This is a genomic window from Acinetobacter sp. T_3_1, assembly GCF_025377055.1.
Taxonomy (GTDB): Bacteria; Pseudomonadota; Gammaproteobacteria; order Pseudomonadales; family Moraxellaceae; genus Acinetobacter; species Acinetobacter kookii.
Genome location: NZ_JACHVD010000016.1, coordinates 12,234 through 35,605 on the forward strand (window position 1 = coordinate 12,234; position 23,372 = coordinate 35,605).

At 44.6% G+C, this 23,372-nt stretch carries 20 protein-coding genes; 11 read left to right on the top strand and 9 right to left on the bottom strand.

Going from position 1 to position 23,372, the window contains the following annotated elements:
• The first annotated feature begins 350 nt into the window (after positions 1-350).
• Positions 351-1,184: a lysophospholipid acyltransferase family protein gene (locus tag H4I94_RS13090; protein WP_261183376.1), complete on the top strand. Its 834-nt coding sequence runs from the start codon at positions 351-353 to the stop codon at positions 1,182-1,184.
• A 4-nt stretch (positions 1,185-1,188) separates the two neighbouring features.
• Here the strand turns inward: H4I94_RS13090 and H4I94_RS13095 are convergent, their stop codons facing one another.
• Positions 1,189-2,823: a phospholipase D family protein gene (locus H4I94_RS13095; RefSeq protein ID WP_131272685.1), complete on the bottom strand. Its 1,635-nt coding sequence runs from the start codon at positions 2,821-2,823 to the stop codon at positions 1,189-1,191.
• A 111-nt stretch (positions 2,824-2,934) separates the two neighbouring features.
• Between H4I94_RS13095 and H4I94_RS13100 the strand changes: the two genes are divergently transcribed.
• Both H4I94_RS13100 and H4I94_RS13105 read left to right on the top strand, forming a co-directional pair.
• Positions 2,935-3,945 carry a metallophosphoesterase gene (locus tag H4I94_RS13100; RefSeq protein WP_131272684.1) on the top strand — a complete coding sequence of 337 codons (1,011 nt, stop codon included), beginning with the start codon at positions 2,935-2,937 and terminating at the stop codon, positions 3,943-3,945.
• 79 nt (positions 3,946-4,024) lie between these two features.
• Positions 4,025-4,369, top strand: a complete 345-nt coding sequence (locus tag H4I94_RS13105; RefSeq protein WP_261183377.1) for a hypothetical protein — start codon at positions 4,025-4,027, stop codon at positions 4,367-4,369.
• A gap of 51 nt (positions 4,370-4,420) precedes the next feature.
• Here H4I94_RS13105 and H4I94_RS13110 read toward each other — a convergent pair whose 3' ends face one another.
• Both H4I94_RS13110 and trhA read right to left on the bottom strand, forming a co-directional pair.
• Entirely contained in the window at positions 4,421-5,737 is a 1,317-nt protein-coding gene (locus H4I94_RS13110; RefSeq protein ID WP_092820416.1) for an MFS transporter, read from the bottom strand.
• A gap of 143 nt (positions 5,738-5,880) precedes the next feature.
• Entirely contained in the window at positions 5,881-6,522 is a 642-nt protein-coding gene (gene trhA, locus H4I94_RS13115) for a PAQR family membrane homeostasis protein TrhA (protein WP_092820415.1), read from the bottom strand.
• Positions 6,523-6,625: 103 nt separating this feature from the next.
• Between trhA and H4I94_RS13120 the strand changes: the two genes are divergently transcribed.
• Both H4I94_RS13120 and H4I94_RS13125 read left to right on the top strand, forming a co-directional pair.
• Positions 6,626-7,849, top strand: coding sequence for a class I SAM-dependent methyltransferase (locus H4I94_RS13120; RefSeq protein WP_261183378.1), 1,224 nt, complete (start codon positions 6,626-6,628; stop codon positions 7,847-7,849).
• 53 nt (positions 7,850-7,902) lie between these two features.
• The gene (locus H4I94_RS13125; RefSeq protein WP_261183379.1) at positions 7,903-8,325 is read left to right on the top strand and encodes a GNAT family N-acetyltransferase; all 423 of its coding nucleotides are present in this window, start codon (positions 7,903-7,905) and stop codon (positions 8,323-8,325) included.
• Positions 8,326-8,345: 20 nt separating this feature from the next.
• Here the strand turns inward: H4I94_RS13125 and H4I94_RS13130 are convergent, their stop codons facing one another.
• Positions 8,346-9,257 (bottom strand): LysR substrate-binding domain-containing protein, encoded by a 912-nt coding sequence (locus H4I94_RS13130; protein WP_092820437.1) that lies wholly within the window; start codon positions 9,255-9,257, stop codon positions 8,346-8,348.
• 100 nt (positions 9,258-9,357) lie between these two features.
• On the opposite strand from H4I94_RS13130, the gene H4I94_RS13135 reads away from it, so the two are divergent.
• Positions 9,358-9,987, top strand: a complete 630-nt coding sequence (locus tag H4I94_RS13135) for an NAD(P)H-dependent oxidoreductase (RefSeq protein WP_131272679.1) — start codon at positions 9,358-9,360, stop codon at positions 9,985-9,987.
• Between the two features lie 53 nt (positions 9,988-10,040).
• Here H4I94_RS13135 and H4I94_RS13140 read toward each other — a convergent pair whose 3' ends face one another.
• From H4I94_RS13140 to H4I94_RS13155, 4 genes are all read right to left on the bottom strand, one after another.
• A complete protein-coding gene (locus H4I94_RS13140; RefSeq protein ID WP_092820412.1) occupies positions 10,041-10,313 on the bottom strand; it encodes a DUF4199 domain-containing protein in 273 nt (90 codons plus the stop codon).
• Between the two features lie 170 nt (positions 10,314-10,483).
• Entirely contained in the window at positions 10,484-12,616 is a 2,133-nt protein-coding gene (locus tag H4I94_RS13145; RefSeq protein ID WP_261183380.1) for a 3-hydroxyacyl-CoA dehydrogenase NAD-binding domain-containing protein, read from the bottom strand.
• Between the two features lie 11 nt (positions 12,617-12,627).
• Positions 12,628-13,833: an acetyl-CoA C-acetyltransferase gene (locus tag H4I94_RS13150; protein ID WP_131272676.1), complete on the bottom strand. Its 1,206-nt coding sequence runs from the start codon at positions 13,831-13,833 to the stop codon at positions 12,628-12,630.
• Positions 13,834-14,001: 168 nt separating this feature from the next.
• Positions 14,002-15,012: an AraC family transcriptional regulator gene (locus H4I94_RS13155; RefSeq protein ID WP_092820409.1), complete on the bottom strand. Its 1,011-nt coding sequence runs from the start codon at positions 15,010-15,012 to the stop codon at positions 14,002-14,004.
• A 217-nt stretch (positions 15,013-15,229) separates the two neighbouring features.
• Between H4I94_RS13155 and H4I94_RS13160 the strand changes: the two genes are divergently transcribed.
• From H4I94_RS13160 to H4I94_RS13180, 5 genes are all read left to right on the top strand, one after another.
• Positions 15,230-16,348: a CaiB/BaiF CoA transferase family protein gene (locus tag H4I94_RS13160; RefSeq protein WP_092820408.1), complete on the top strand. Its 1,119-nt coding sequence runs from the start codon at positions 15,230-15,232 to the stop codon at positions 16,346-16,348.
• A gap of 121 nt (positions 16,349-16,469) precedes the next feature.
• Positions 16,470-17,750, top strand: a complete 1,281-nt coding sequence (locus H4I94_RS13165) for a carbohydrate porin (protein WP_261183381.1) — start codon at positions 16,470-16,472, stop codon at positions 17,748-17,750.
• Between the two features lie 165 nt (positions 17,751-17,915).
• A complete protein-coding gene (locus H4I94_RS13170; protein WP_261183382.1) occupies positions 17,916-20,318 on the top strand; it encodes a glucose/quinate/shikimate family membrane-bound PQQ-dependent dehydrogenase in 2,403 nt (800 codons plus the stop codon).
• 254 nt (positions 20,319-20,572) lie between these two features.
• Positions 20,573-22,216, top strand: a complete 1,644-nt coding sequence (locus H4I94_RS13175; RefSeq protein ID WP_092820405.1) for a nitrite/sulfite reductase — start codon at positions 20,573-20,575, stop codon at positions 22,214-22,216.
• Entirely contained in the window at positions 22,209-22,694 is a 486-nt protein-coding gene (locus H4I94_RS13180) for a DUF934 domain-containing protein (RefSeq protein ID WP_092820404.1), read from the top strand. Before H4I94_RS13175 ends, H4I94_RS13180 begins: the two co-directional genes overlap by 8 nt.
• 72 nt (positions 22,695-22,766) lie before the next feature.
• Here the strand turns inward: H4I94_RS13180 and H4I94_RS13185 are convergent, their stop codons facing one another.
• Entirely contained in the window at positions 22,767-23,216 is a 450-nt protein-coding gene (locus H4I94_RS13185; protein WP_261183383.1) for a VOC family protein, read from the bottom strand.
• Positions 23,217-23,372: the final 156 nt, after the last annotated feature.

Below are 23,372 nucleotides of genomic sequence, written 5' to 3' on the forward strand. Positions count from 1 at the left end.
AGGGACTTCTAAAAAGCAGTGATTAAAAGCAGCAAATCACGGAGATGTATCCGAATCTTTTTTTTTAATTTTTAGCACATTATTTCATCTCTTTATTTATGATAAAAATAAATGATTTATTGACTCTGTCTGCTGATTTTAAAAAGTGAATTGCTGATTTAAATTTTTATGATCAATGCAAGTTTAAAATNTTTATGATAAAAATAAATGATTTATTGACTCTGTCTGCTGATTTTAAAAAGTGAATTGCTGATTTAAATTTTTATGATCAATGCAAGTTTAAAATGAACAGTATAGAATGACAGTAAATAAATGATTAAACGTTGTAGTTAATAATTAGTGATCCATCTATGACTCAATCCCCCCTAACTGAAAGTTCATCGTTAAATGGCTTGTCTAAATTTTTCTTATATAGCAAAAAGTTATTGGCTGGTTTAGCGGCAATTATTCAGGGATTTTATCTGGTTTTTCGCCATCGTTTATATAAAGACCCGAATAATCCCTGTAATACGCGTTATGTACAGCATTTCTGCCGCGAATTATGCAAAGTATTTAACCTTGAAATTCAGGTGCATGGGGTAATTCCACGCGAACCCGCGCTGTGGGTGAGCAATCATGTTTCCTGGCTGGATATTGCCGTTTTGGGTTCAGGGGCACGGGTGTTCTTTTTAGCCAAAGCGGAAATTGAAAAATGGCCGATTCTGGGCAAACTGGCCAAGGGCGGCGGTACCTTATTTATTAAGCGGGGTTCTGGTGATTCAATTAAAATTAAAGAGCAAATTACCAATTTTTTAAAACGCGATATTCCGGTGTTATTTTTTCCGGAAGCCACCACTTCGGATGGCAGTAAAATTAAAAAAATCTATGGGCGTATTTTAGGGGCTGCCATTGACGCCAATCGTCCGGTGCAAATTTGTTTGATTTGTTATGTGAATCAGAATGGGCAACTGGATACCATCGCGCCATTTGTGGGAGATCTTAGTTTTGCCGACCATGTCAAAAAAGTGCTGGAAATGCCCAAAGTCACTGCACATTTAATGGCATTGCCGGCAATTTCTGTGCAAGGGCATACTGTTGAAAGCTTGACTGAAGAAGTGCAAACGCAAATGATCGAAGGCTTGGCCCGCTTACAGCAAAAAGTCCTGAAGGCGTCACCTGCAACACTTCTGTCCAAGCAGTCCTGAAGGCTTACATAAAGCCTTCAACCGGTAACCAGGAAATGATTTTAACACCGGCTTTTTGCCACCATTTCATCTTGGGTTCTTTCTGATAAGTTTTGATGCTGCCATCATGACGTTTAATTTGCCAGTTGATTTTATTGTTGGCATTTAACACCAGTTTATAAGCATATTTAGACAGGTTCTGGTCCATGGTGGAATGAATCTCTTTAGCCAGGTTCGGGCTGTCCAGCAATACGCCAATTTCGGTATTCAAATAGGCAGAGCGTGGGTCGAAATTAAAAGAACCAATAAATACCTGCTTCTCATCTATGGCCATCAGTTTGGCATGCAGGCTGGAACGGCTTAAACCTTTAATGCTGACTTTGGCTTTTTCCGCAATTTCCTGGGTATGGGCATTCAAGTTTTCGGTTTCCGGTGCAGACAGAAACTCGTAAAGCTGGACATTATTCTGGAGCAAATCCTTGCGGTATTTGCCATAGAAAGCATGCACCAACGCCACATCATTGGCTTTAAAGGAATTGGTGAGTACCCGCACATTGATATTGTTTTGAGCCAGCTCACTCAGCATCTTTTCGCCTTTTTTTTCCGGAACAAAATAAGCGGAAATAATATCGACACTGTGTTGGGGCTTTTCTAAACGGTTAATCAGCTGAAAATTCAGATGCTGTTCTTTTTTGGCCTTTGCGCGGATTTTACTTGGTGAATCACTGACCACTTCCGCTTTGACCCAGTCAAATTGAATGCTGTTATTGAGCCAGTTTTCAAAAGCATGTGATCGGGTGGCTAAATCGAGATAATTCTGCACGGTAATATTTTGTGAGTGTTCCTCGAGCTGTTTTTTCAGGCTGTCAAAACGCAAGGAATAATGGTTTGGATTGACAATTTGCTTGACCGGAAAAGCATAATCGTCATTCCAGTATTCATCAAAAGAATGAATAATTTCATCCGATGCAGCACCAACCAGCATCACATCGACATCGGAAAACTGATAATTGTCACTGACGTTATAATACTGGTTACTCATATTGCGACCACCAATTAATGCAATCTGGTTGTCTGCAATAAAGCTTTTGTTATGCATGCGACGGTTGATCCGTTTTAAATCCAGCACCATGTCCATGGCACGGTAATGTCTAAAACGGTAAGGATTATACAGGCGCACATCAATATTCTGATGCTGATCCAGTGCCAGATAAATGCCTTCCATCTTTTTGGCATTGTTGTCATCCATCAATAAGCGGACCTTTACGCCCCGATCCGCTGCCTGAATGATAGAGTGCAGGGCCAACGCACCAATTTTATCGTTATCCCAAATGTAGTATTGTAAATCTAAAGTTTTTTCTGCTTTATCAATTAAATGGATACGTGCCGCCAATGCCTCAAGCGGGTCGTACAGAACATGATAGCCGGTCAGGTTGGGGTTTTGTTCCCTCAAGGGCAAAATGATTTTAGCCAAGGAGGTCTGTTCGGTTTTGGTGTCAAATGAATATTCAACTGGCTGCGGTATTTGCTTGGGAAGGGTGGAACATGCCGGAATCCCCAGCAGCAGACTGCAACTTAATAATACAGTGGTTTTATAGCTGGCCGTGCCAGGTGATTGACCGCTGTGTAAGTGTGTGTGCTGATGAGAAGATCGCGTCATAAGGTGTAAACAATACCAAAAATTGGTTTGAGTATAATTGTGAGCTGTGAAAAGATAAATATCGTAATAGATGAATGATGTAATATCAGCGTCAAGATTAGAGAAGATAATATGTGGGATTCACACTCAGTCATTTTTTATTTTTACTTGTGTTTTGCAGTACTTGGCATATGGGGTATTGCGCAGGCCTGGCTGAGCCAAACCCGAACAGAAACCATTCATCCCTTTAAGGCATTTGTACATTTATTGGCCTTTTACTTATCCTATTTACTGTTTCCGCTGTTTTTCTTTAGTTTATATGCCGGCTGGAGTGGCTATTACTCTATTCACCAGGCGGTGTTTATTTTCTTGCTGAGTTGTGTGCTGATTTATGCCCGTTTTATCGAACCTCAGCATGTCATGGTTAAAACCCTGCAATACCAGCTCAATCCGGAACAAAACCTGCAAAGCCCCGTCAAAATTGCCTTGATTGCAGATTTACATATCGGACTGTTTTCCGGGCATGAACGCCAGCTGAAAATTATTGTCGATAAAATTAATCAGCAGAATCCCGATCTGGTGGTGGTTGCAGGGGACTGGACCTATGAACCGGAAAACAAACTGGCAGATGAACTGGCCATTTTACAAAATATCAATGCGCCGGTGTATTCGGTAAACGGCAATCATGACGAACAGTATCCCGGACCGCCGATTCTACAATTATTGCAACATGCGCTTAAAGTGAATAACGTGATTGATATTGAAGGTCAAATTGTTGAATTTGATGAATTCAGGTTGCTGGGCGTGGGCGATCTATGGGCCGGAAAAACCGATATGCGTTATATGCCGGATTTGCCGCAAGACAAACCTTGGGTAATTTTGTCGCATAACCCGGATACGGTGGATATGGTCCCGCAATTGCCGACACGTCCTCTTATGCTGTCGGGGCATACTCATGGCGGACAGGTGGAACTGCCTTGGCTGACCAATTACATCATGAAAAAAGTCTCCATTCTTGGACATAAAAAAGGGTTGTACCAACATGAAAATGCAGATGTTTTTGTGACTGTAGGCACAGGAATGGTGGGTGTGCCTTTTCGTTTTCGGGTACCGCCGACCATTGATATTATTGAGCTGATTTAAGGCTCAATAATGGGTTGTCCTATATGTGACATGCGATAAAATAATAAGCATTGAATAAAACAAGAATGAGGAGAGGCCGATGTCTTTTTCGCAGGAAGTGGGACAGTTTTTTGATTTAACTGCTGCGCAATCGTCACAGCTGGAAATGGGCCTGCTCGCTTTGCAACAGGCTTTTTTGCAAGCCGAAAGCGATGTGGTCAATACACCCGCATTTGCCAGCAGGTTTTATCAAAAGTTTCAGCAACTGATTGGTGATTTTGGCTTTAATGACAGTACTGTGGAAGCTTTGCTGGATCATTTATATGGAACGGAAACCTACCGTCAGCTGGTCACTTGGATTGTTTCGAGTTACTACAATGCGGGGGGAGAACGAAGCAGGTTTGAAGAAATCTATCAACAGATTTTAAGCGATGAGCAGGTTTAAATTATAAAAAAACCAGCGTGGATAACGCTGGTTTTTTATGTCTGGATGAAATTAAACCTGGTTGTTTACATCTTCATTTTTGGTTTCACGAATGGCCAGGAAGGCAAGCAGTGAAAGAAGAGAGGCGGCGGTTAAATAATAACCTACGGCATATAAACCATATGTCGTTGCAAGCTTGGTTGCAATAAGGGGTGCAAAAGACGCCCCAAAAATACCGGCAAGGTTAAAGGTTAATGCCGAACCGGTATAACGAACTGAAGTCGGGAAAATTTCAGACAGTACCGTACCAATCGGGCCATAGGTTAAGCCCATGATCGCCAGACCAATACATAAGAACAGGAAGACGACAATCGTACTGCCAGATTCAAGCATGCTTGAGAACACCAGGCCAAACAAGGCTGAAACGATACATACGCCAATTGAAGTGGCTTTACGACCAAATTTTTCCGCAAACACGGCAGAAAGTGGAATGAATGCAGCAAAGCATAAAGTGGCAACCAGTTGCAGTTCCAGAAATTCAGAACGTGTGTAACCAAGCTTGGTGGTTCCCCAGTTTAAGGCAAATACCGTGGTGAGGTAGAACACCACAAAGGTACAGATGGCAGCGATGGTACCGAGAATCAGCATGCCCCAGTGTTTGGTCAACACTTCTTTGAACGGAATATTTACTTCTTTCTGCTTATCCAATACTTTCTGGAAGGCGGGTGTCTCATGCAGTTTCAGGCGAATCCATAAACCCACGATCACCAGTAACGCACTTGAAATAAACGGGATACGCCAGCCCCATTGCATAAAGTCCTGTTCCGACATCAATGCGCCAAGGGTAATAAACGAACCTGTCGCCAGGATAAAGCCGATTGGTGCCCCAAGTTGCGGGAACATGCCGTACCAGGCACGTTTACCTTCAGGTGCATTTTCAGTTGCAAGAAGAACCGCGCCACTCCATTCACCGCCTAAGCCCAGACCTTGACCTAAACGGCAAAGAGCAAGCAATAGCGGTGCAACAAGACCCACTTGAGCATAAGTCGGCAATAAACCGATACATACGGTCGAAATACCCATGGTCAGCAAGGCTGCGACCAGGGTTGCCTTACGGCCAATCCGGTCACCCAAATGTCCAAACAGGGCAGCACCAATCGGACGCGCAATAAAGGCAATCGCAAAGGTGGCTAAAGACTGAATGGTTGCCGTGGTGGGGTCTGTGCTGGCTGGAAAGAACAGATGTGGAAAAATAATGACTGCTGCCGTTGCGTAAATATAAAAATCGAAAAACTCGATTGTTGTACCGACAAGACTTGCAGTAAGAACGCGGAATTTTGAATTGGTTGCGGCTTCTTCCGAAGCAGCGATAGAATCTGATGACGCCATGGATGACCTTACACTTACTAAAAATAAAAAAACTTAATTTTAAAAGCGTAATCTTTTTAAAAAAGGCGTAATTTTTTAAAAAAACAACGAAGAATCTTCTCTACTCAACTCGCTCAGGGTCACTGAAATGAAGAATGAGAGGATTAAATCACGTAAAGATAGATAGACAGAAAATGTGATCCTGCACCGATCAATACAAAAATATGCCAGATAGCGTGCGTGTATCTTACCTTTTTTAGCGCATAAAACAATGCACCCACGGTGTAAGCAAGCCCGCCAACGATCAGATAGGTTAATGCTGGGGTACTTAAAAAGTGTTGCATATCATCCATAACCAGTAAAGCCAGCCACCCCATGACCAAATAGGCGATGAGTGAAATTTTCTGGAAACGATGAATGAGAACCAATTTGAATAGTGTGCCAATGGCGGCAATCAACCAAAGGGCGATTAATAAATATTGTGCCTTGGCTGTAGGAATGGCAATGGACAGGAACGGGGTATAGGTTCCCGCAATCAGGTAATAAATGGCAGTATGGTCCAGTTTTTTGTACCAGCCACGACGTTGTGGCGATTCGGCATAATGGTACAGGCTAGATGCAGAAAACAGTAAAATCATGCTGAGTGCATACACACACAGTCCAATAAATTGTCCGAGCGGTAAATCACTGCCTTTGATCAGCATAAAAATACTGGCGATAAGCGCTAGGAGTGCGCCAAAAGCATGACTGATCGCATTGATTTTTTCTTCATGTGGATCGTAAGCCTGCAGCTGGGAAGTTGTCATTATTTATTTTCTATAATTAAAAAATACACTTGTATAGTAATGCAGTTTTACCTTTAAAGTAAGAAGTTTTAAACTGATGGCTTAATTTATTCGAGTGATGTATATGTCTCAACCGGCTTCTCCTTTTATTCAGGAACAAAAATTCTTAGACGCTTTTCAGCAAGCCATTGAAACACATAGTTTTGATCGAATGATTATTAGCCAGTATAAAGGTGAGCTGGAGCATTTGGAGAAAATGACCTTGCGAGTCATTTCACTGCAAAACCAGCCAGTGCTCAGTTGTCTGTACCGTTACAAGACTCAGGATGTCACTAAAAATTATCCTTTGGCAGAAGCGGTGCCCTTGGTGCAGTCATTGTTGGCGCAATCGAAACAGGCCAATCTGTTTACTGCGGGCGAAGAACTGCAACTGAAAAAGAACAAGAAAAAAGCCATGCTGAGCAGCAGTAAAAAGGCCGGTACACCAGTGAATCCTGCTGAGACCCAGCAAGGCCATGACCGTGCCAAGCATCGCTATGTCGATCAGGACAGCTATTTTTTACAACCGCTCGGCATTACCGACCATAACGCGCAGATTATTCCGAGCATGGCACGAAAATGGAAGCAGATTAATAAATTTGTCGAAATTTTCTCGGGTGCTCTGGATCAAATTCAGCAACACGATCATGCACTGCGTGTGGTGGATTTTGGTTCAGGCAAAGGCTATCTGACTTTTGCCTTATATGATTATCTGGCCAAACACGGGCAGACGCCTTTTGTCACCGGGGTCGAGCTGAATCCGAAAATGGTGGAGTTTTGTCAGGACGTTGCGCAGCGTTCCGATTTTCAGCAACTGGATTTTTTCCAGGGCGATGTCCGTACCTATCAGCCGGAACATCTGGACGTGATGATTGCTTTGCATGCTTGTGATGTGGCAACCGACTTTGCCATTCATACCGGGATTCGCTTAAATGCACAAATGATCATGTGCGCGCCGTGCTGTCATAAAGAATTGCGTCCACAGCTAAAAAGCCCTGAAGTGCTGAAACCGATGTTGCAATTTGGCATTCATGCCGGACAGCAGGCTGAAATGCTGACCGATACCATTCGCGCTTTATTGCTCAAAGCCTATGGCTATGAAACCAAGGTGTTTGAGTTTGTGGCGCTGGAACATACCAGTAAAAACAAGATGATTCTGGCCACCAAACGCAAAGATTATCGTGAGCCTGACCCACAGGTTTTGGCACAGATTCAGGCTTTAAAACAGATGTATGGCATTCAAAAGCATTCCTTGGAATTGTTGCTAAATGATCAGTGGGATCAGCAGGATATTGGCTGCAAGTGTTAATTTAAAATAGATAAAGCAATGTTAAAACTGCTTTTTAGGAAGATGATGTTTCAATGACAGAATTGAAAATACGTTCAGGCAGCTGGGATGAATTGCAAAACGATGCCAAACTGATTCGTGAGCAGGTCTTTATTCAGGAACAACACATTCCTGTTGAAGAAGAATGGGATGCACAAGATGCCGTCGCATTGCATTTTGTGGTTTATGATCAGGCACAGCCTATTGCCACAGCGCGCCTGCTGCAAAATCACAGCCTTGGCAGGGTTGCCGTTTTAAAGGCTTATCGTGGACAGGGCATTGGCAAGCTGTTGATGTTGGAGATGATTCAGCAGGCCAAACATGAGCAGCGCAAATTTCTGAAACTCTCTTCTCAAGTACATGCCATGCAGTTTTATGCAGGACTGGGCTTTATGGTGCAAGGAGAGCAATATCTGGATTGTGGCATTCCACATATTGATATGTATTTGAAACTTTAATCATCTGCTTATCACAGTAGTTAAGCATCAGTCAGATGCTGCTGTAGTGATTGGGCGATCAGATCAATGGTGATACGGATGCGTAATGGCAAAAAATGTGATTGTTTCCAAACAATTTGAATGGGATAGTCGTTACTTGAATGATCTGCAAGCAAGTGCTTCAATCGCCCTGATTGCAGATAAGGCTGAATCAGCCACGATGGAAGCCAGCTAATTCCACCACCCATTAAAGTGTAGTCTAAAATAGCCTGCATATCGTCCATCTGGATGTTGCCATTTGGCCTGTATTTTATGGTTTTCAGATTTGGGTCTTTAAATTGCCAAGCTTGCATTTGACCTGATTTCGCATAGCGAATCAGATGTTGCTGTTCTAAGTCCGTGAGCGATGACGGGGTGCCATGCTGTTCTAAATAATGTGGTGTGGCGCAAAGCCACATTGCATGTTGGCCAATCTTTTTTGCAATCAGCTGACTGCTGTCTTCCAGATGACCAATTCGAATAGCAAGATCAAAATTATCTTCAATTAAATCGACCCGCCGATCATTAAAAGACAGTTCTATATTTAATTCAGGATGTTGTTCGGACAAGGTTTTCAGTATCGGCACAATAAATTTTTGACCGAATAAAACAGGCATGGACAGGCGTAATGAGCCTCGAATATGTTGACTGCTGCTGTCCAGCAGATTTTCGGCGGTCAGCAGTTCCTGTACAGCACGCTGGCTGTATTCATAAAATACTGCACCTTCGTCGGTCAAGGTCACATGGCGGGTATTGCGGGTCAGCAGCACAGCGCCCATTTGCTGTTCCAGCTTGGCGACCATTTTACTGACGGCAGAACGGGTGAGATGCAATTTTTCAGCCGCTTGAGTAAAACTGCCTAATTCAACCACAGTCATAAAGGCATTCAGGCTTTTCAGATCCGTAAGGCGCATTTTTGTTTCCAGTATGGAATCAATGTGATGATTTATTATCGCTTTTGCATCTAATTTGGCAATGCTAATCTTGTGCTCAATGAACAGAGTGAGCCAGATCATGAGTCAAATTTTGGTGCTTAAATCCAGTTTTATGCAGAGTCAATCCATGAGCAATCAGCTGATAGATGCCTATTTACAGACGCGTCAGCAGCAGGGTTTTGAAGATCAGGTCATTGAACATGACTTGGCTGCGATGCATTTGCCGGTATTGGACTTGGAACTGTTTCAGGCCCTGCGAGGCGAGGTGAATGAAAAACCTGAGATTAAGCGCGCCGTTGCCTTGTCGGATCAATTTATTCAGGAACTTCAGCACTGTGATTTATTGCTGATTGCGGTGCCGATGTATAACTTGAATGTGCCGACTCAGTTGAAAAACTGGTTTGATTTGATTGCACGGGCACGTGTCACTTTTCAATATACTGAAACAGCACCTGTGGGATTAATTCAAGGGGTTAAAGCGGCTGTTTTCAGTTCAAGAGGCGGTATTCATCAAGGTTTGACAACCGATGCCGTCACACCTTATTTGACTGCTGTATTGGGGCTGGTCGGTATTGAGGATGTCGATTTTATTTATGCAGAAGGTACCGATCTGCAGCCGCAGGGTAAAGCCAAAGCAGTGCAGTCCGCCTTGGTGCAAATTGACCATTATTTAAAGGCTCAAAAAAGTGTACAAAACGCATCAATTTGAAATGACATTAAAAAAGCGGGTGATAAAGCCCGCTTTGATACGCCGATAATGCTTTAGTGACTGTGTGCACTTGATGCTTCGGCATGGTCTGTCATATGTGCATGTTCTTCTTCAGTCATATTCATTTCAGCGGCAGTAGGTTCGGCAGCCGAAGACTGCTGCTGGTGTGCAGTATGCGTTTGATTACGTTTTTGACTCGGCATATAGTCTGGTTCGTTGCTCACGGCCAGATAAAAGATGCCCATAAATAAAGCACCTAAAATACAAACAATAATAACGGCTTTCCAACCCCAAGGTGATTTTTCAGGAGAAGAGTTATTTGTCATGAGAGGTCTACCCACTGGATAAATAAAAAAATTTAAAACTTATGTAACTTTATAACATAAAAGCCGGCAAAAGCAGATGAGATTCTTTTGCTTAAAAAAGCATCGTACTCAAGCACAAAAAAAGAGAAGCATTTCGCTTCTCTTTTTTGCAAGATTTTACAGGAGAAGATTTAAATTTTTTCGCCTTGGGCAATCTTGTCTTTGAGCAATTGCGGCGCTTTAAAGCGGTCGCCGTATTTTGCTTGCAAGGTGTTGGCACGAAGCAGGGCTTTTTCTAAACCATATTGATTTAAAAATTGCAAAGCACCCCCGGTCCAAGGGGCAAAACCAATCCCGAAAATAGAGCCAACATTGCCATCAACCGTTGATTCCAGTACACCTTCTTCCAGGCAGCGCAAGGTATCCAGTGACTGCACAAACAGGAAGCGGTCAATCATTTCCTGTTCAGAAATCTCGGTATCTTGCTGCCATTTTTTCAGGCCATCCCAAAGCTGCTTTTTGCCGCCTTCCGGATAATCATAGAAGCCTGCACCGGCGGACTTGCCTTTACGGCCGAACTCATGAATCATGCTGTGAATCACGTCATCCGCAGCTGAGCGCGGCAGGTCTTTGTTTTCAGCCTGTAAAGCTTTTCGCGCTTCATTGGCGACATGTTCAGACAAGGTTAAAGAAACTTCATCCTGAATGGCCAGTGGACCCACTGGCATACCCGCTTTCAGCGCAGCCATTTCAATTCTTGCCGGATGCACACCTTCAGCCAATAAGCGCAGACCTTCCTGAACAAAGGTGCCAAACACACGGCTGGTAAAGAAACCACGGCTGTCATTCACCACAATCGGGGTTTTACCTATTTGCTGTACAAAGTCATAGGCTTTGGCTAAAGTCTCATTGGATGTATTTTTGCCCTTGATGATTTCAACCAGTTGCATTTTATCGACCGGACTAAAGAAATGCAGGCCAATAAAGTTCTGCTCATTTTTAGCAGCCTGAGCCAGTTCTGTAATGGGCAAGGTTGAGGTATTGGATGCCATTACACCAGCATCGACCAGATAGTTTTCCGCTTCTTGCGTCACTTTGGCTTTCAGCTGGGGATTTTCAAATACCGCTTCAATGATCAGGTCACAACCTTGCAAGTCGGCAGCATCTGCGGTTGTCTGAATCAGGGCTAAAACCTGATCTCTTTTCTCGGCAGTTAAATGGCCATGCGATACTTTTTTATCCAGCAGTTTTTGGCTGTAGGCTTTGCCTTTTTCAGCCGCTTCAATAGACACATCTTTCAGCACTACGGCAATGCCTTTAGAGGCTGTAGCATAGCCAATGCCTGCACCCATCATGCCAGCACCTAAAATGCCGACTTTAGTGGCTTGCCATTTGGCAATGTCTTTTGGACGGCTGGCACCGGATTTAATCGCATTCAGTCCATGCCAGAAAGTGCCGATCATGTTCTTGGAAATCTGACCGGTGGCGAGATAGGTAAAGTAACGTGATTCAATGGTCAGCGCGGTATCGACATCGACCTGAGCACCTTCTACCGCTGCCGCCATAATCGCTTCAGGTGCAGGGTAGCAGCCCTTGGTCTTGTCACGCAGCATGGCAGGCGCAATGGCCAGCATTTGTGCAATCGCTGGTGAAGATGGCGTACCGCCCGGAATTTTATATCCCTTCACATCAAATGGTTGCATAGACTTCGGATTGGCTTTGACCCAGGCGATGGCTTTGTCTAAAAGCTCCTGTTCAGAACCGGCTGTGTCGTGAATCAGTCCTAAAGATCTGGCTTTTTCTACACCCAATTGCTTGCCTTCCATGAGCAGAGGAAAGGCATTTTGTAGCCCCAAGAGACGAACCATGCGCACAATACCGCCACCGCCAGGCAATAAACCCAGCGTCACTTCAGGCAGACCGAATTTGGCTTTAGGATCATTCAGGGCAATACGTTGATGACAGCACAAAGCCAGTTCCCAGCCGCCACCCAGTGCCGTGCCGTTGAGCGCTGCAACCACCGGAATGCCACGGGTTTCGATATAACGCAGCTTGGCTTTCATGTCTTCAATCATGTTGAAAAATTCTGCGGCATGTTCAGGGGTGGCCTGAATCAGCTCATCCAGGTCGCCCCCGGCAAAGAAGGTTTTTTTGTTCGAGCGGAAAATGATGCCTGCAATGTTGTCATCGGCTTTTAATTTTTCTACAGTTTCGGTTAAAGCATCGCGGAAATCTGCATTCATGGTATTGGCAGACTGGTGGGGTGAATCTAAAGTGAGAACCACAATATTGTCGGCATTTTTTTCAAATTGAATTGCGCTCATTTTTGTTCTCCTTATACCAATTCAATAATGGTTGCGATGCCCATACCGCCACCGACACACAGCGTTGCCAAACCACGTTTCTTGCCTTGGCGTTCCAGCTCATCCAGTAGTGTGCCCAAAATCATGGCACCGGTTGCACCCAGTGGATGTCCCATGGCAATTGCACCGCCGTTGACATTGACTTTGGCCGGATCAACCTTCAGTTCATTAATGAAACGCATCACCACAGCTGCGAAAGCTTCATTCACTTCAAACAGGTCGATATCATCAATGCTTAAGCCAGCTTTTTCCAAAGCCTTACGTGCAGCCGGGGCAGGGCCGGTCAGCATGATGGTCGGATCAGTGCCTACAAGTGCCGTAGACAATACTTTGGCTCGCGGTTTTAAGCCCTGTTCCTGAACAGCTTTTTCGGATGCCACCAGCACGACAGCCGCACCATCGACAATGCCTGATGAATTTCCGGCATGATGCACATGATTGACTGCACCCACTTCCGGATATTTTTGCAAGGCAATGGCATCGAAGCCCATCTGTCCCATCATGGCAAAACTTGGATTGAGTTTGCCTAAGCCTTCTGCTGTCGTGGTCGGTTTAATGAATTCGTCTTGGTCCAGAATTACCACACCTGCCTTGTCTTTGACAGGGACCACTGATTTGTTAAAAAAACCGTTGGCTTGAGCTGCAGCGGCTTTCTTTTGTGAATCGGCAGCAAAGGCATCGACATCCGAACGCGTATAACCATCAATGGTGGCAATCAGGTCGGCACCAATGCCTTGCGGAATAAAGTCACAGGCCATATTGGTTTCAGGGTCCAGTGCCCAAGGACCGCCATCGGAACCCATCGGCACGCGCGACATGGATTCGACCCCACCGGCCACCACAATATCTTCCCAGCCCGAACGGACTTTTTGCGCAGCCAAGTTCACGGCTTCCAGGCCTGATGCACAGAAGCGGTTGATCTGTACTCCGGCCACATCATTGTCCCATCCGGCAGCAATGGCTGCGGTTTTGGCAATGTCGGCACCCTGGTCGCCAATCGGGGTAACACAGCCCAGGACAATATCATCCACCTTGGAAGTATCGAGTTGATGACGGTCTTTCAGTTCATTCAGCAAGGTGGTCAACAGGCTAATTGGTTTCACTTGATGCAGTGAACCGTCTTTTTTTCCTTTTCCGCGTGGTGTGCGAATGGCATCGATGATATAAGCCTCGCTCATGGCATTTCCCTTTTATGACTTTAAATTTTTTATACTTTTTTGAGTGTAATGATTAATTTTCGAAGTGCAATGATGAGAACGGGTCAGGTCAGATGATGTTTTTGGTCAATAAAAAAAAGCCCAAGTCGGAACCTGGGCATAGAGAGAAACTGAAAAGACCGGTTGTGATCAGTGATAACCGTGCAACTGGCGATATAAACCTGGAGTCACCCCGGTCCATTTTTTAAAGGCACGGTGGAAAGTACTGGTTTCACTAAAGCCAACCTGCTGCGCGACATCTTCCAGGGTCAAGCCCGGATTCAGCAACAGGTGAATGGCCGCGTCACGACGCAAGGCATCTTTCACGCCCTGATAGCTTTTGCCTTCCGCAGCCAGACGGCGACGCAAAGTTTGCGGAGAGAGGTACAACATCGAAGCGACATCGTTGAGTGTCGGCATTTCTTCGCCAATTTGGCTCTTCAACACTTCACGGATACGAGAAGTCAGCGAGTTGGTGTTTTTGAATTTAACCAGCAACTGTGCAGGCGCTGCTTTGAGGAATTCTTCCAGCGTCTCTTCATTTTGACGAACCGGAAGATCAAGATAGTCTGCGGCAAAGGTAATTTCGGTACGTGGTGCATCGAATTGCATTACCGGTGCGAAGAACAGGGCATCATATTCATCGGCATGAGCAGGACGTGGATAGCCAAAATGAACGCGTTCGAGTGGAAGTCGGCGTTCGATGAGCCAGGAGGCCAGACCGTGCCAGATCATCAGCATGCTTTCGGTAATGAAGTGATCCGGATCCATGCTTTGGGGAATAAGGGGAACCAGACGTGCTTCATGTTTGTCACGCTCTAAAATCACCGACCATTCATCGCCAAACAGTTTATAGAACTGGGAAGAAAGCTCCAGGGCATCTCCTAGCGTTTTCGCGTGAATAATCAACTGACACATAATGGCAAAAGTGCCCAAACGACGTGGCTGTATATCAAAGCCGAGATGTTCGTCCTGGGTCACCATCCAGAGCATCTGAATAAATCGGGTGTATTGTTCCGGAGAAATACGTGCTTTAGGCTGACGTAATAATTCCGCTTCAATGCCCACATGTGACAATAAAGTTTCGACATCCATGCCCAGACGTTTTGCGCCGGTTAGAGCCGCATTGACGAAGTGGATACTGATCGTATCGCGGCTCATATTAAATCCTTCAGTCTCTTTCTCTTTTATATTCACTTGCAGTTGACCTAAATGACGCTAAAAATTGTTTGAGTGGCAATTTACAATAGATGTTTTACCTTATTGACATCTTAAATTGCCGAAATGATCAAGGTAAATGGCTGAACATGACATTGTTTTATGAGTTTTATATTTCTAATATGCATATAAAATCAATATAAAATGAGAAAAAACGGATATGACTACGGCTTTAAACGGATTAAAAGTGCTTGATTTTTCCACTTTACTCCCAGGTCCCTTTGCCACTTTGTATTTAGCGGACCTCGGTGCAGAAGTGATCCATATCGAATCGCCTACACGTCCAGACCTGATCCGGCTGATGCCACCTTATGCCAATGGGCAGGCAACGGCGCACAGTTACTTAAACCGTAATAAGCAGTCGATTGCGCTGGATTTAAAAGATGCACAGAGTATCCAGCTGATTAAACAGAAGATTACTGAATACGATATTGTGGTTGAGCAGTTTAGACCGGGAGTGATGCAGCGTCTGGGGCTGGATTATGCAACACTGAGCGCACTTAACCCCCGACTGATTTATTGTTCCATTACCGGCTATGGTCAGACCGGAACTTATAAAAATAAAGCCGGTCATGACATCAATTACCTGGCTTTATCCGGAATTGCAGGACATAGTGGCCGCCAACAAGGTGGACCACCCGCATTGGGTATTCAGGTGGCCGATGTTGCCGGAGGCTCCTTACATGCGGTCATTGGTATTTTGGCCGCGGTTGTTGAGCGTGAGCACAGTGGCTTGGGACAATATATTGATATTTCGATGACTGATTGTGTTGCCACTTTAAATAATATGGCAGCAGCGGCAACATTGGCAGGAAAAACCAGACAATTTCCGGAACAGTCGCATTTAAATGGCGGCAGCTTTTATGACTATTACCAAACTCAGGATGGCCGTTATTTATCGATTGGGAGTTTAGAGCCACAGTTTATGACCGGCTTGGCGCAAATATTAGATCTTCCCCTACTTGCTGAAAAAGGGGCTTCATTTGATCTGGCAGATCAGCAAAGCGTAAAACAGGCTCTGCGGGAAAAAATTAAAAGCCGAACTTTTGCAGAATGGAAAATGCTGTTCGCGCAGCAGGATGTATGCGTAGAGCCTGTTTTAGATCTGGATGAAGCCTTGCATTCCACTTTGGCCGAGCAACGACAGTGGACGGTGGAAGTTCCGCTAGAGCAGGGCAGTCAACACACCGAAACCCAGCTGGCCTGTCCGATCAAATTTTCGCGATCTAAGACAAAATATCTATATATTGGGCAGCATTTAGGGGCTGGAGATTGGTAGCTTTATTTTATATTTATAAATATTCTTTTATAAAACAATAAATTAACAAATTTCATTAAAAGTTACATAATGGACAAGAGTACCATATTTGTATTACAAAATAATATAAAGACTCTTTCTTATGAAGAAATTATGTAGAGCGTTCAGTTTTAGCATCAGTCTGCTGTCTTTCAGCTGTGCGTTACAGATAGCAAATGCAGCCGATGCTTTTGACCCACAGAGTCAATGGATGTTTGGAGACTGGAATGGTAAACGTACCGAGCTCCAAGCAAAAGGTTACGATTTCAGCCTTGGCTATACCGGTGAACTGGCGACGCTAATGCATTCCGAGAACCACTCCAGTCATGGTACGGAATATGCGGATCAATTTGCTTTTGGTGCGCATTTGGATTTAAACAAAATCTTAGGCTGGCCAGATACTGAAGCGCAAATTACCGTGACTGAGCGTAATGGTCGTAATTTGTCGAATACTTCTGAGGCTTTAAATGGTCATAAAAGTTCAGTCCAAGAAGTATGGGGCCGCGGCCAGACCTGGCGTTTAACCGATTTCTGGATCAAGAAAAAATTCCTGGATCAAAAACTGGATGTTAAAGTCGGCCGTTTTGGTGAAGGTGAAGATTTCAACAGTTTCGACTGTGATTTTCAGAACTTGTCGCTCTGCGGTTCACAAGTCGGGAACTGGGTCGGTGACCAGTGGTATAACTGGCCCGTCAGCCAGTGGGCGGCACGGCTGAAATACAGCCTGACTCCAGAAGTCTATGCACAAGTCGGCGCCTATGAATATAACCCGGAAAATTTAGAGCGTGGTAAAGGCTTTAATTTAAGTACCGATGGTTCGCATGGTGCGATTATTCCTGCTGAAGTGGTTTGGACAGCAAAACTTGGCGTGGCCAAACTTCCAGGTGAATACCGTGCCGGCTATTACTATAGCACCGCGGATGCAGCACTGATCGCTAGCACTACAACTGAAAAGAAGCATCATCAAGGCGGTTGGGTGGTGGCCAGACAACAACTGACGGCCCATAACGGCGATGCGTCTCGTGGCTTGAGTGGTTTTGTAAACTTAACTGTACATGATAGCGACACAAATCAAGTCAGTGACATGCAAAATATTGGTCTGGTTTATAAGGGATTAATCGACTCCCGTCCTCATGATGAGATTGCGGTCGGTATCGCCCGGATCAATATCAATGACAAGGTTAATGATGCGAACATTCGCAATAACAGTGTAGATGCCCGTGGTCTACAGGGCGAAGAATACAATAGCGAAATTTACTACGGTATGCATGCCGCAAACTGGCTTACGATCCGTCCGAATATTCAATATATCCACCGGGTTGGTGCATATAAAAATGGAGAGAATGCCTGGGTTGGCGGCATTAAATTCCAAACAGCGTTCTAGTTTCTAGATGATAAGTACTTGGGTTTTATCAGTAGATGCCTAGAGCACAATTTTCTTTTGCAGATCGGTTTAACCCAGATATTTAAAATCTAAAAACTAAAAAAGGTGCTCATATTTAACTTTAGATATGAGCTTTAAAAAGAATCTTAAAAATAGGTGGTCAATATGAGTACTCCATCTTCAGATTCAGCTCTAAAAACGGTTTTGGCTGTGATAGCCATTATTTTCGGTTTAGTGCTGCTGATTGGAGGAATATATCTTGCAGTGCTTGGTGGGTCTTGGTACTACATCATCGCAGGTTTATTCTTCATCGCTACTGCAGTTCTATTGCAAAAATTTAAAAGTTCGGCACTTCTGGTGTATGCGGTGCTGGTATTAGGTACTGTGGTCTGGGGGCTTTGGGAAGTGGGTTCTGACTTCTTTGCGCTTGCCCCCCGTCTGGACATTTTAGGTATCTTTGGTCTTTTATTGCTGATTCCTGCAGCGACTCGAGGTTTCGATAATACGAAAACCGCCAAGCTTGTTTTAGGCGGTTCTTTGGTTATCACTATTTTGGTGATGATTTACTCGATTTTTAATGATCCTCAAGAGATTCGTGGCGAGTTAAGCACCAAGCAACCTGCAACATCGCAGCCCATTCCGGGTGTGGCAGATGGTGATTGGCCTGCTTATGGTCGTACCCAGTCAGGTTTGCGCTATTCTCCGTTAAAACAGATCAATTCCGATAACGTAAAAGATTTGCAAGTGGCGTGGGAATATCACACTGGCGAATTCAAAACTGAAAACGACTCCGGTGAAACAACCAATCAGGTGACGCCGATTAAAGTGGGTGACAATATGTACTTCTGTACCACTTACCAGAAATTGACCGCACTTGATCCTGCAACGGGCAAAGCCAAATGGACCTATGATCCTAAATTACGTGCTGATAATACCTATCAGCATTTAACTTGCCGTGGTGTGTCTTATTATGATGCCAATAACACGGCGGGCTTCGAAGCCAGTCTGACCGCCAAAAAAACAGCTTCAGCCGAATGCCCTAGGAAAGTGATTTTGCCGGTGAACGATGGCCGTCTTGTCGCGATCAATGCCGACACGGGCAAGGCGTGTACCGACTTTGGTAACAATGGTGAAGTCGATCTGCAAAAAGACATGCCATTTCCATACCCGGGCGGTTATATTCCGACTTCTCCGCCCGTGGTTACAGGTACAACCATTATTATTGGCGGTTCAACCACCGATAACTATTCGACTGAAGAGCCCTCGGGTGTGATCCGCGGTTATGACGTGAATAGCGGTGAACTGCTGTGGGTATTCGATACCGGTGCGGAAGACCCCAATGCCATTCCTGCGCCAGGTCAGAAATTTGTGCATAACTCGCCAAACGCATGGGCACCATTAGCCTATGACGCGAAACTGGATATGGTCTATGTACCTACAGGTGTCGGTACGCCAGATATTTATGGAGGGCACCGTATCGAGCTGGATGAGCGCTATGCCAACTCCATGCTGGCTTTAAATGCATCTACCGGTAAGCTGGTCTGGAGTTTCCAAACCACCCATCATGACTTGTGGGATATGGATGTACCAGCGCAGCCGACTTTGACGGACATTAAAGATAAAGCGGGCAATCTTGTTCCAGCCATCTATGTACTGACAAAAACAGGGAATGCGTTTGTGCTGGACCGACGTACCGGTGCGGCTATTATTCCAATTACGGAAAAACCGGTGCCGCAAAGGGTAAAACGCGGTCCGCAAACCAAAGGCGAACGTTATTCAGCAACTCAACCATTCTCTGACTTTGACCTGGCACCGAAAGACAAATTGACCGACAAACAGATGTGGGGAGCCACCATGTTTGACCAGTTAATGTGCCGAGTAGCGTTCAAGAAATTAAACTACGATGGCATTTATACGCCACCTTCTGAAAATGGCACTTTGGTGTTCCCGGGTAACCTGGGCGTGTTTGAATGGGGAGGCATGTCGGTCAACACGGACCGTCAAATTGCCGTGATGAATCCGATTGGCTTGCCATTTGTGTCCAGACTGATCCCAGAAGATCCGAACCGTAAGCAAACAGCCAAAGGCGCGGGGACTGAACAAGGTGTTCAGCCCATGTACGGAGTGCCGTACGGTGTGGAAATCAGTGCTTTCCTTTCTCCCTTCGGGCTGCCATGTAAACAGCCGGCTTGGGGCTATGTGGCAGGTGTCGATTTAAATACCCATAAAGTGGTCTGGAAACGCCGGATCGGTACCATTCGAGACAGTATGCCGGGTATTCCATTACCGCCATTTAAAATGGGTGTGCCAATGCTGGGTGGTCCAATCTCTACTGCAGGTAATGTCATGTTTGTGGGTGCAACTCAGGACAATTACATCCGTGCCATTAATGTCACCAATGGGGATGAGCTTTGGAAAGGCCGTTTGCCGGCGGGTGGCCAGGCAACGCCAATGACTTATGAAAGCAACGGTAAACAATATGTAGTCATTATGGCGGGCGGTCATGGTTCATTTGGGACCAAAATGGGCGACTCTTTGGTTGCTTATGCCTTACCCGATAAAAAATAAGCTATCTATTTATTAGGTTAAATTTGAAAAGTCCGATTCGTCGGGCTTTTTTATGAAAATAAATGCTAAAGACTAAATAAATTAAGCAATATCATTGAAAATGAATTAAAAAAGGCTGAAAGGCTTTATATCTGTGCAGGTCGGGCACACTTATCAATAAAACCGCTATGAAATATGTAAAAAACGCATTTTGTTGATAGATCAAATCTCGTTATGCTGTGCACCGTTATAATAGAAACTACTAGCTGTACGCCATGTATTTATATACTGATTTTGACCAGCAACTGGTCAATGAACGTGTTGCACAATTCCGTGACCAAACGGAACGTTATTTAGCCGGTAAATTGACGGAAGATGAATATCGTCCACTTCGTCTGCAAAACGGCCTTTATGTACAACGTTATGCGCCAATGTTGCGTATTGCGGTTCCTTACGGCCTGATGAATTCAAAACAATTACGTAAAATTGCGCAATTGGCTAAAGACTATGACCGTGGTTATGCACACGTATCAACACGTCAAAACATTCAGTTTAACTGGCCTGCACTAGAAAATGTACCGGACATGCTGCAAGAACTGGCCTCTGTACAAATGCATGCCATCCAGACTTCTGGCAACTGTATCCGTAATACCACAACTGACCAGTATGCCGGTGTGGTTGCTGGTGAAGTGGCTGACCCACGTCCAACCTGTGAATTGATCCGTCAGTGGTCTACATTCCACCCAGAATTTGCCTTCTTGCCACGTAAGTTCAAAATTGCAGTTTCTGCATTGGAAGAAACTGACCGTGCAGCGACTTCATTCCATGACATCGGTGTATACATCGTGCGTAATGAAGCAGGCGAGATGGGCTATAAAATCAAAGTCGGTGGTGGCTTGGGCCGTACCCCGGTGATTGGCAGCTTTATCCGTGACTTCCTGCCACGTGAAGACCTGATTGCCTATTTGGAAGCGGTACTGCGTGTCTATAACTTGCATGGTCGCCGTGACAACAAATACAAGGCCCGTATCAAAATTCTTGTTAAAGCACTAACTCCGGAAGTGTTTGCAGAGAAAGTTGAAGCTGAATTTGCGCATACCGTAAAAACTTTAAAAATCGATGCAGACACCTTGGCGAAAATGGATGAGAACTTCACGCCATTTGATTATCAAGACTATGCTGATGAAGACTTTACAGAACAGTTTGCAGCGCATCCGAAGTTCAAGCAGTGGTTCAATATCAATACCAATGCGCATAAAGTCAAAGGTTATCGTATTGTTACCATTTCACTGAAACGTGCGGGTATCGCACCGGGTGACATGACGGTTGAAGAGATGAACCTGATTGCCGATCTGGCAGACAAGTACACCTTCGGCGAGTTCCGTACTACACATGAACAAAATGTGGCCTTGGTTGATGTGCCGCAAAAAGACCTGTTTGAATTGTGGCAGATTCTTGATCAGCACAACCTGGCACGTGCGCACATTGGTTTCTTGACTGATATCATCTGCTGCCCGGGCGGTGACTTCTGTTCGCTTGCCAATGCGAAATCTATTCCGATTTCAGAAGCCATTTCACGCCGTTTTGATGATCTGGATACCATTTATAATCTAGGCAAGCTTGACCTGAACATTTCAGGTTGTATGAATGCCTGCGGTCACCACCATGTCGGTAATATCGGTATTTTGGGCGTAGACAAAAAAGGTGCTGAATTCTACCAAATCACGTTGGGCGGTAATGCAGACCATGATGCATCGATTGGTGACATCCTGGGGCCATCATTTGCGGCAGACCGTATTCCAGATGTAGTGGAAGAAATTTTAAATACCTATCTTGACCTGCGTAATGAGGGTGAAGAGTTTATTGATACCTACCGCCGTGTTGGCATTCAACCATTCAAGGAGCGTGCATATGCTTAATACCGCACTACAAGTGCTCTCTAAAGATGGCACGATTGCAGACAATACCTATCAATTGATTGGTGAAGATGGCGTATTGCCACAAGGTGACGTGGTTTTAACGGTTGACCAGCTCGACCAAATTGCCCAGGTTTCTGGTAAGAAAGCACTTTACATCACTGTAGATGCATCTCCTGAAACGCATGAATTTCCACTTGACCAGTTAGATGCAATTTTTATTGAATTTGCAGGTTTTAACGATGGTCGTGGCTATTCATTCGCTGCATTGTTACGTCGTCAAGGTTTCCAGGGCGAACTGCGTGCGACAGGTGATGTGTTCAAAGACGTGTTGAACTACATGAAGCGTTCTGGTTTCGATACTTTCGTGATTAAAGAAGGGAAAGATATTCAGGAAGCTGCGGCCGGTCTGGGTGATTTTACTAATCCTTATCAGGCTTCAACTGCGGTTGAAAAAGCAAGTTATCAAACAGGTGCTTAATTATTTTAAGCTGATGTTAAAAAGCCGGATTGATTCCGGCTTTTTTCTGCGTGTTTAAATAAAAAACCGAGGTTACATGGCTTCTAACTGGCAATTCACCATCCATTTAATCCCGAACTGATCGGTGAAGGCACCATAGAGTGCACCCCAGAATGTCTTTTCTAAGGGCATTTCAATTTGTCCATTTACAGATAAGGCATCAAATAAGCGTTTCGCCTCATCTTGCTCATGGGCATTCAGATTAATTGAAATATAGTGATTATTGCCCGGCGTAAAAATGCTATTGTTTTGTGCACAGAATTGATCATTGGTGTCAGATCCCATCAATTCTGTAAATGCATTAATCGGTAAGGATACATGCAGAATAAGATTTTTATCCGCTTCAGATAGCGTGACACCTTCTTGCGCTGGCATTTCACCATAACGGGTCAGATTGGAAAACTCACCACCAAAAACAGATTTATAAAAGTTAAATGCTGCTTCGGTTTCACATAGGAAATTCAGATAATGATTAAGTTGCATGCAAAGCCTTTGTTGTTGTTATTTTGATGGTTCTAATCTAGCAGGTTTAAGCTCAAATTTTGATGATGAAAACATAAAAAAGTGTAAGCATAAAAAAATCCCTCAAGCGAGGGATTTTTTTCTCATCTCTCCCAAAGAGGAGAGATGAGAAGCACT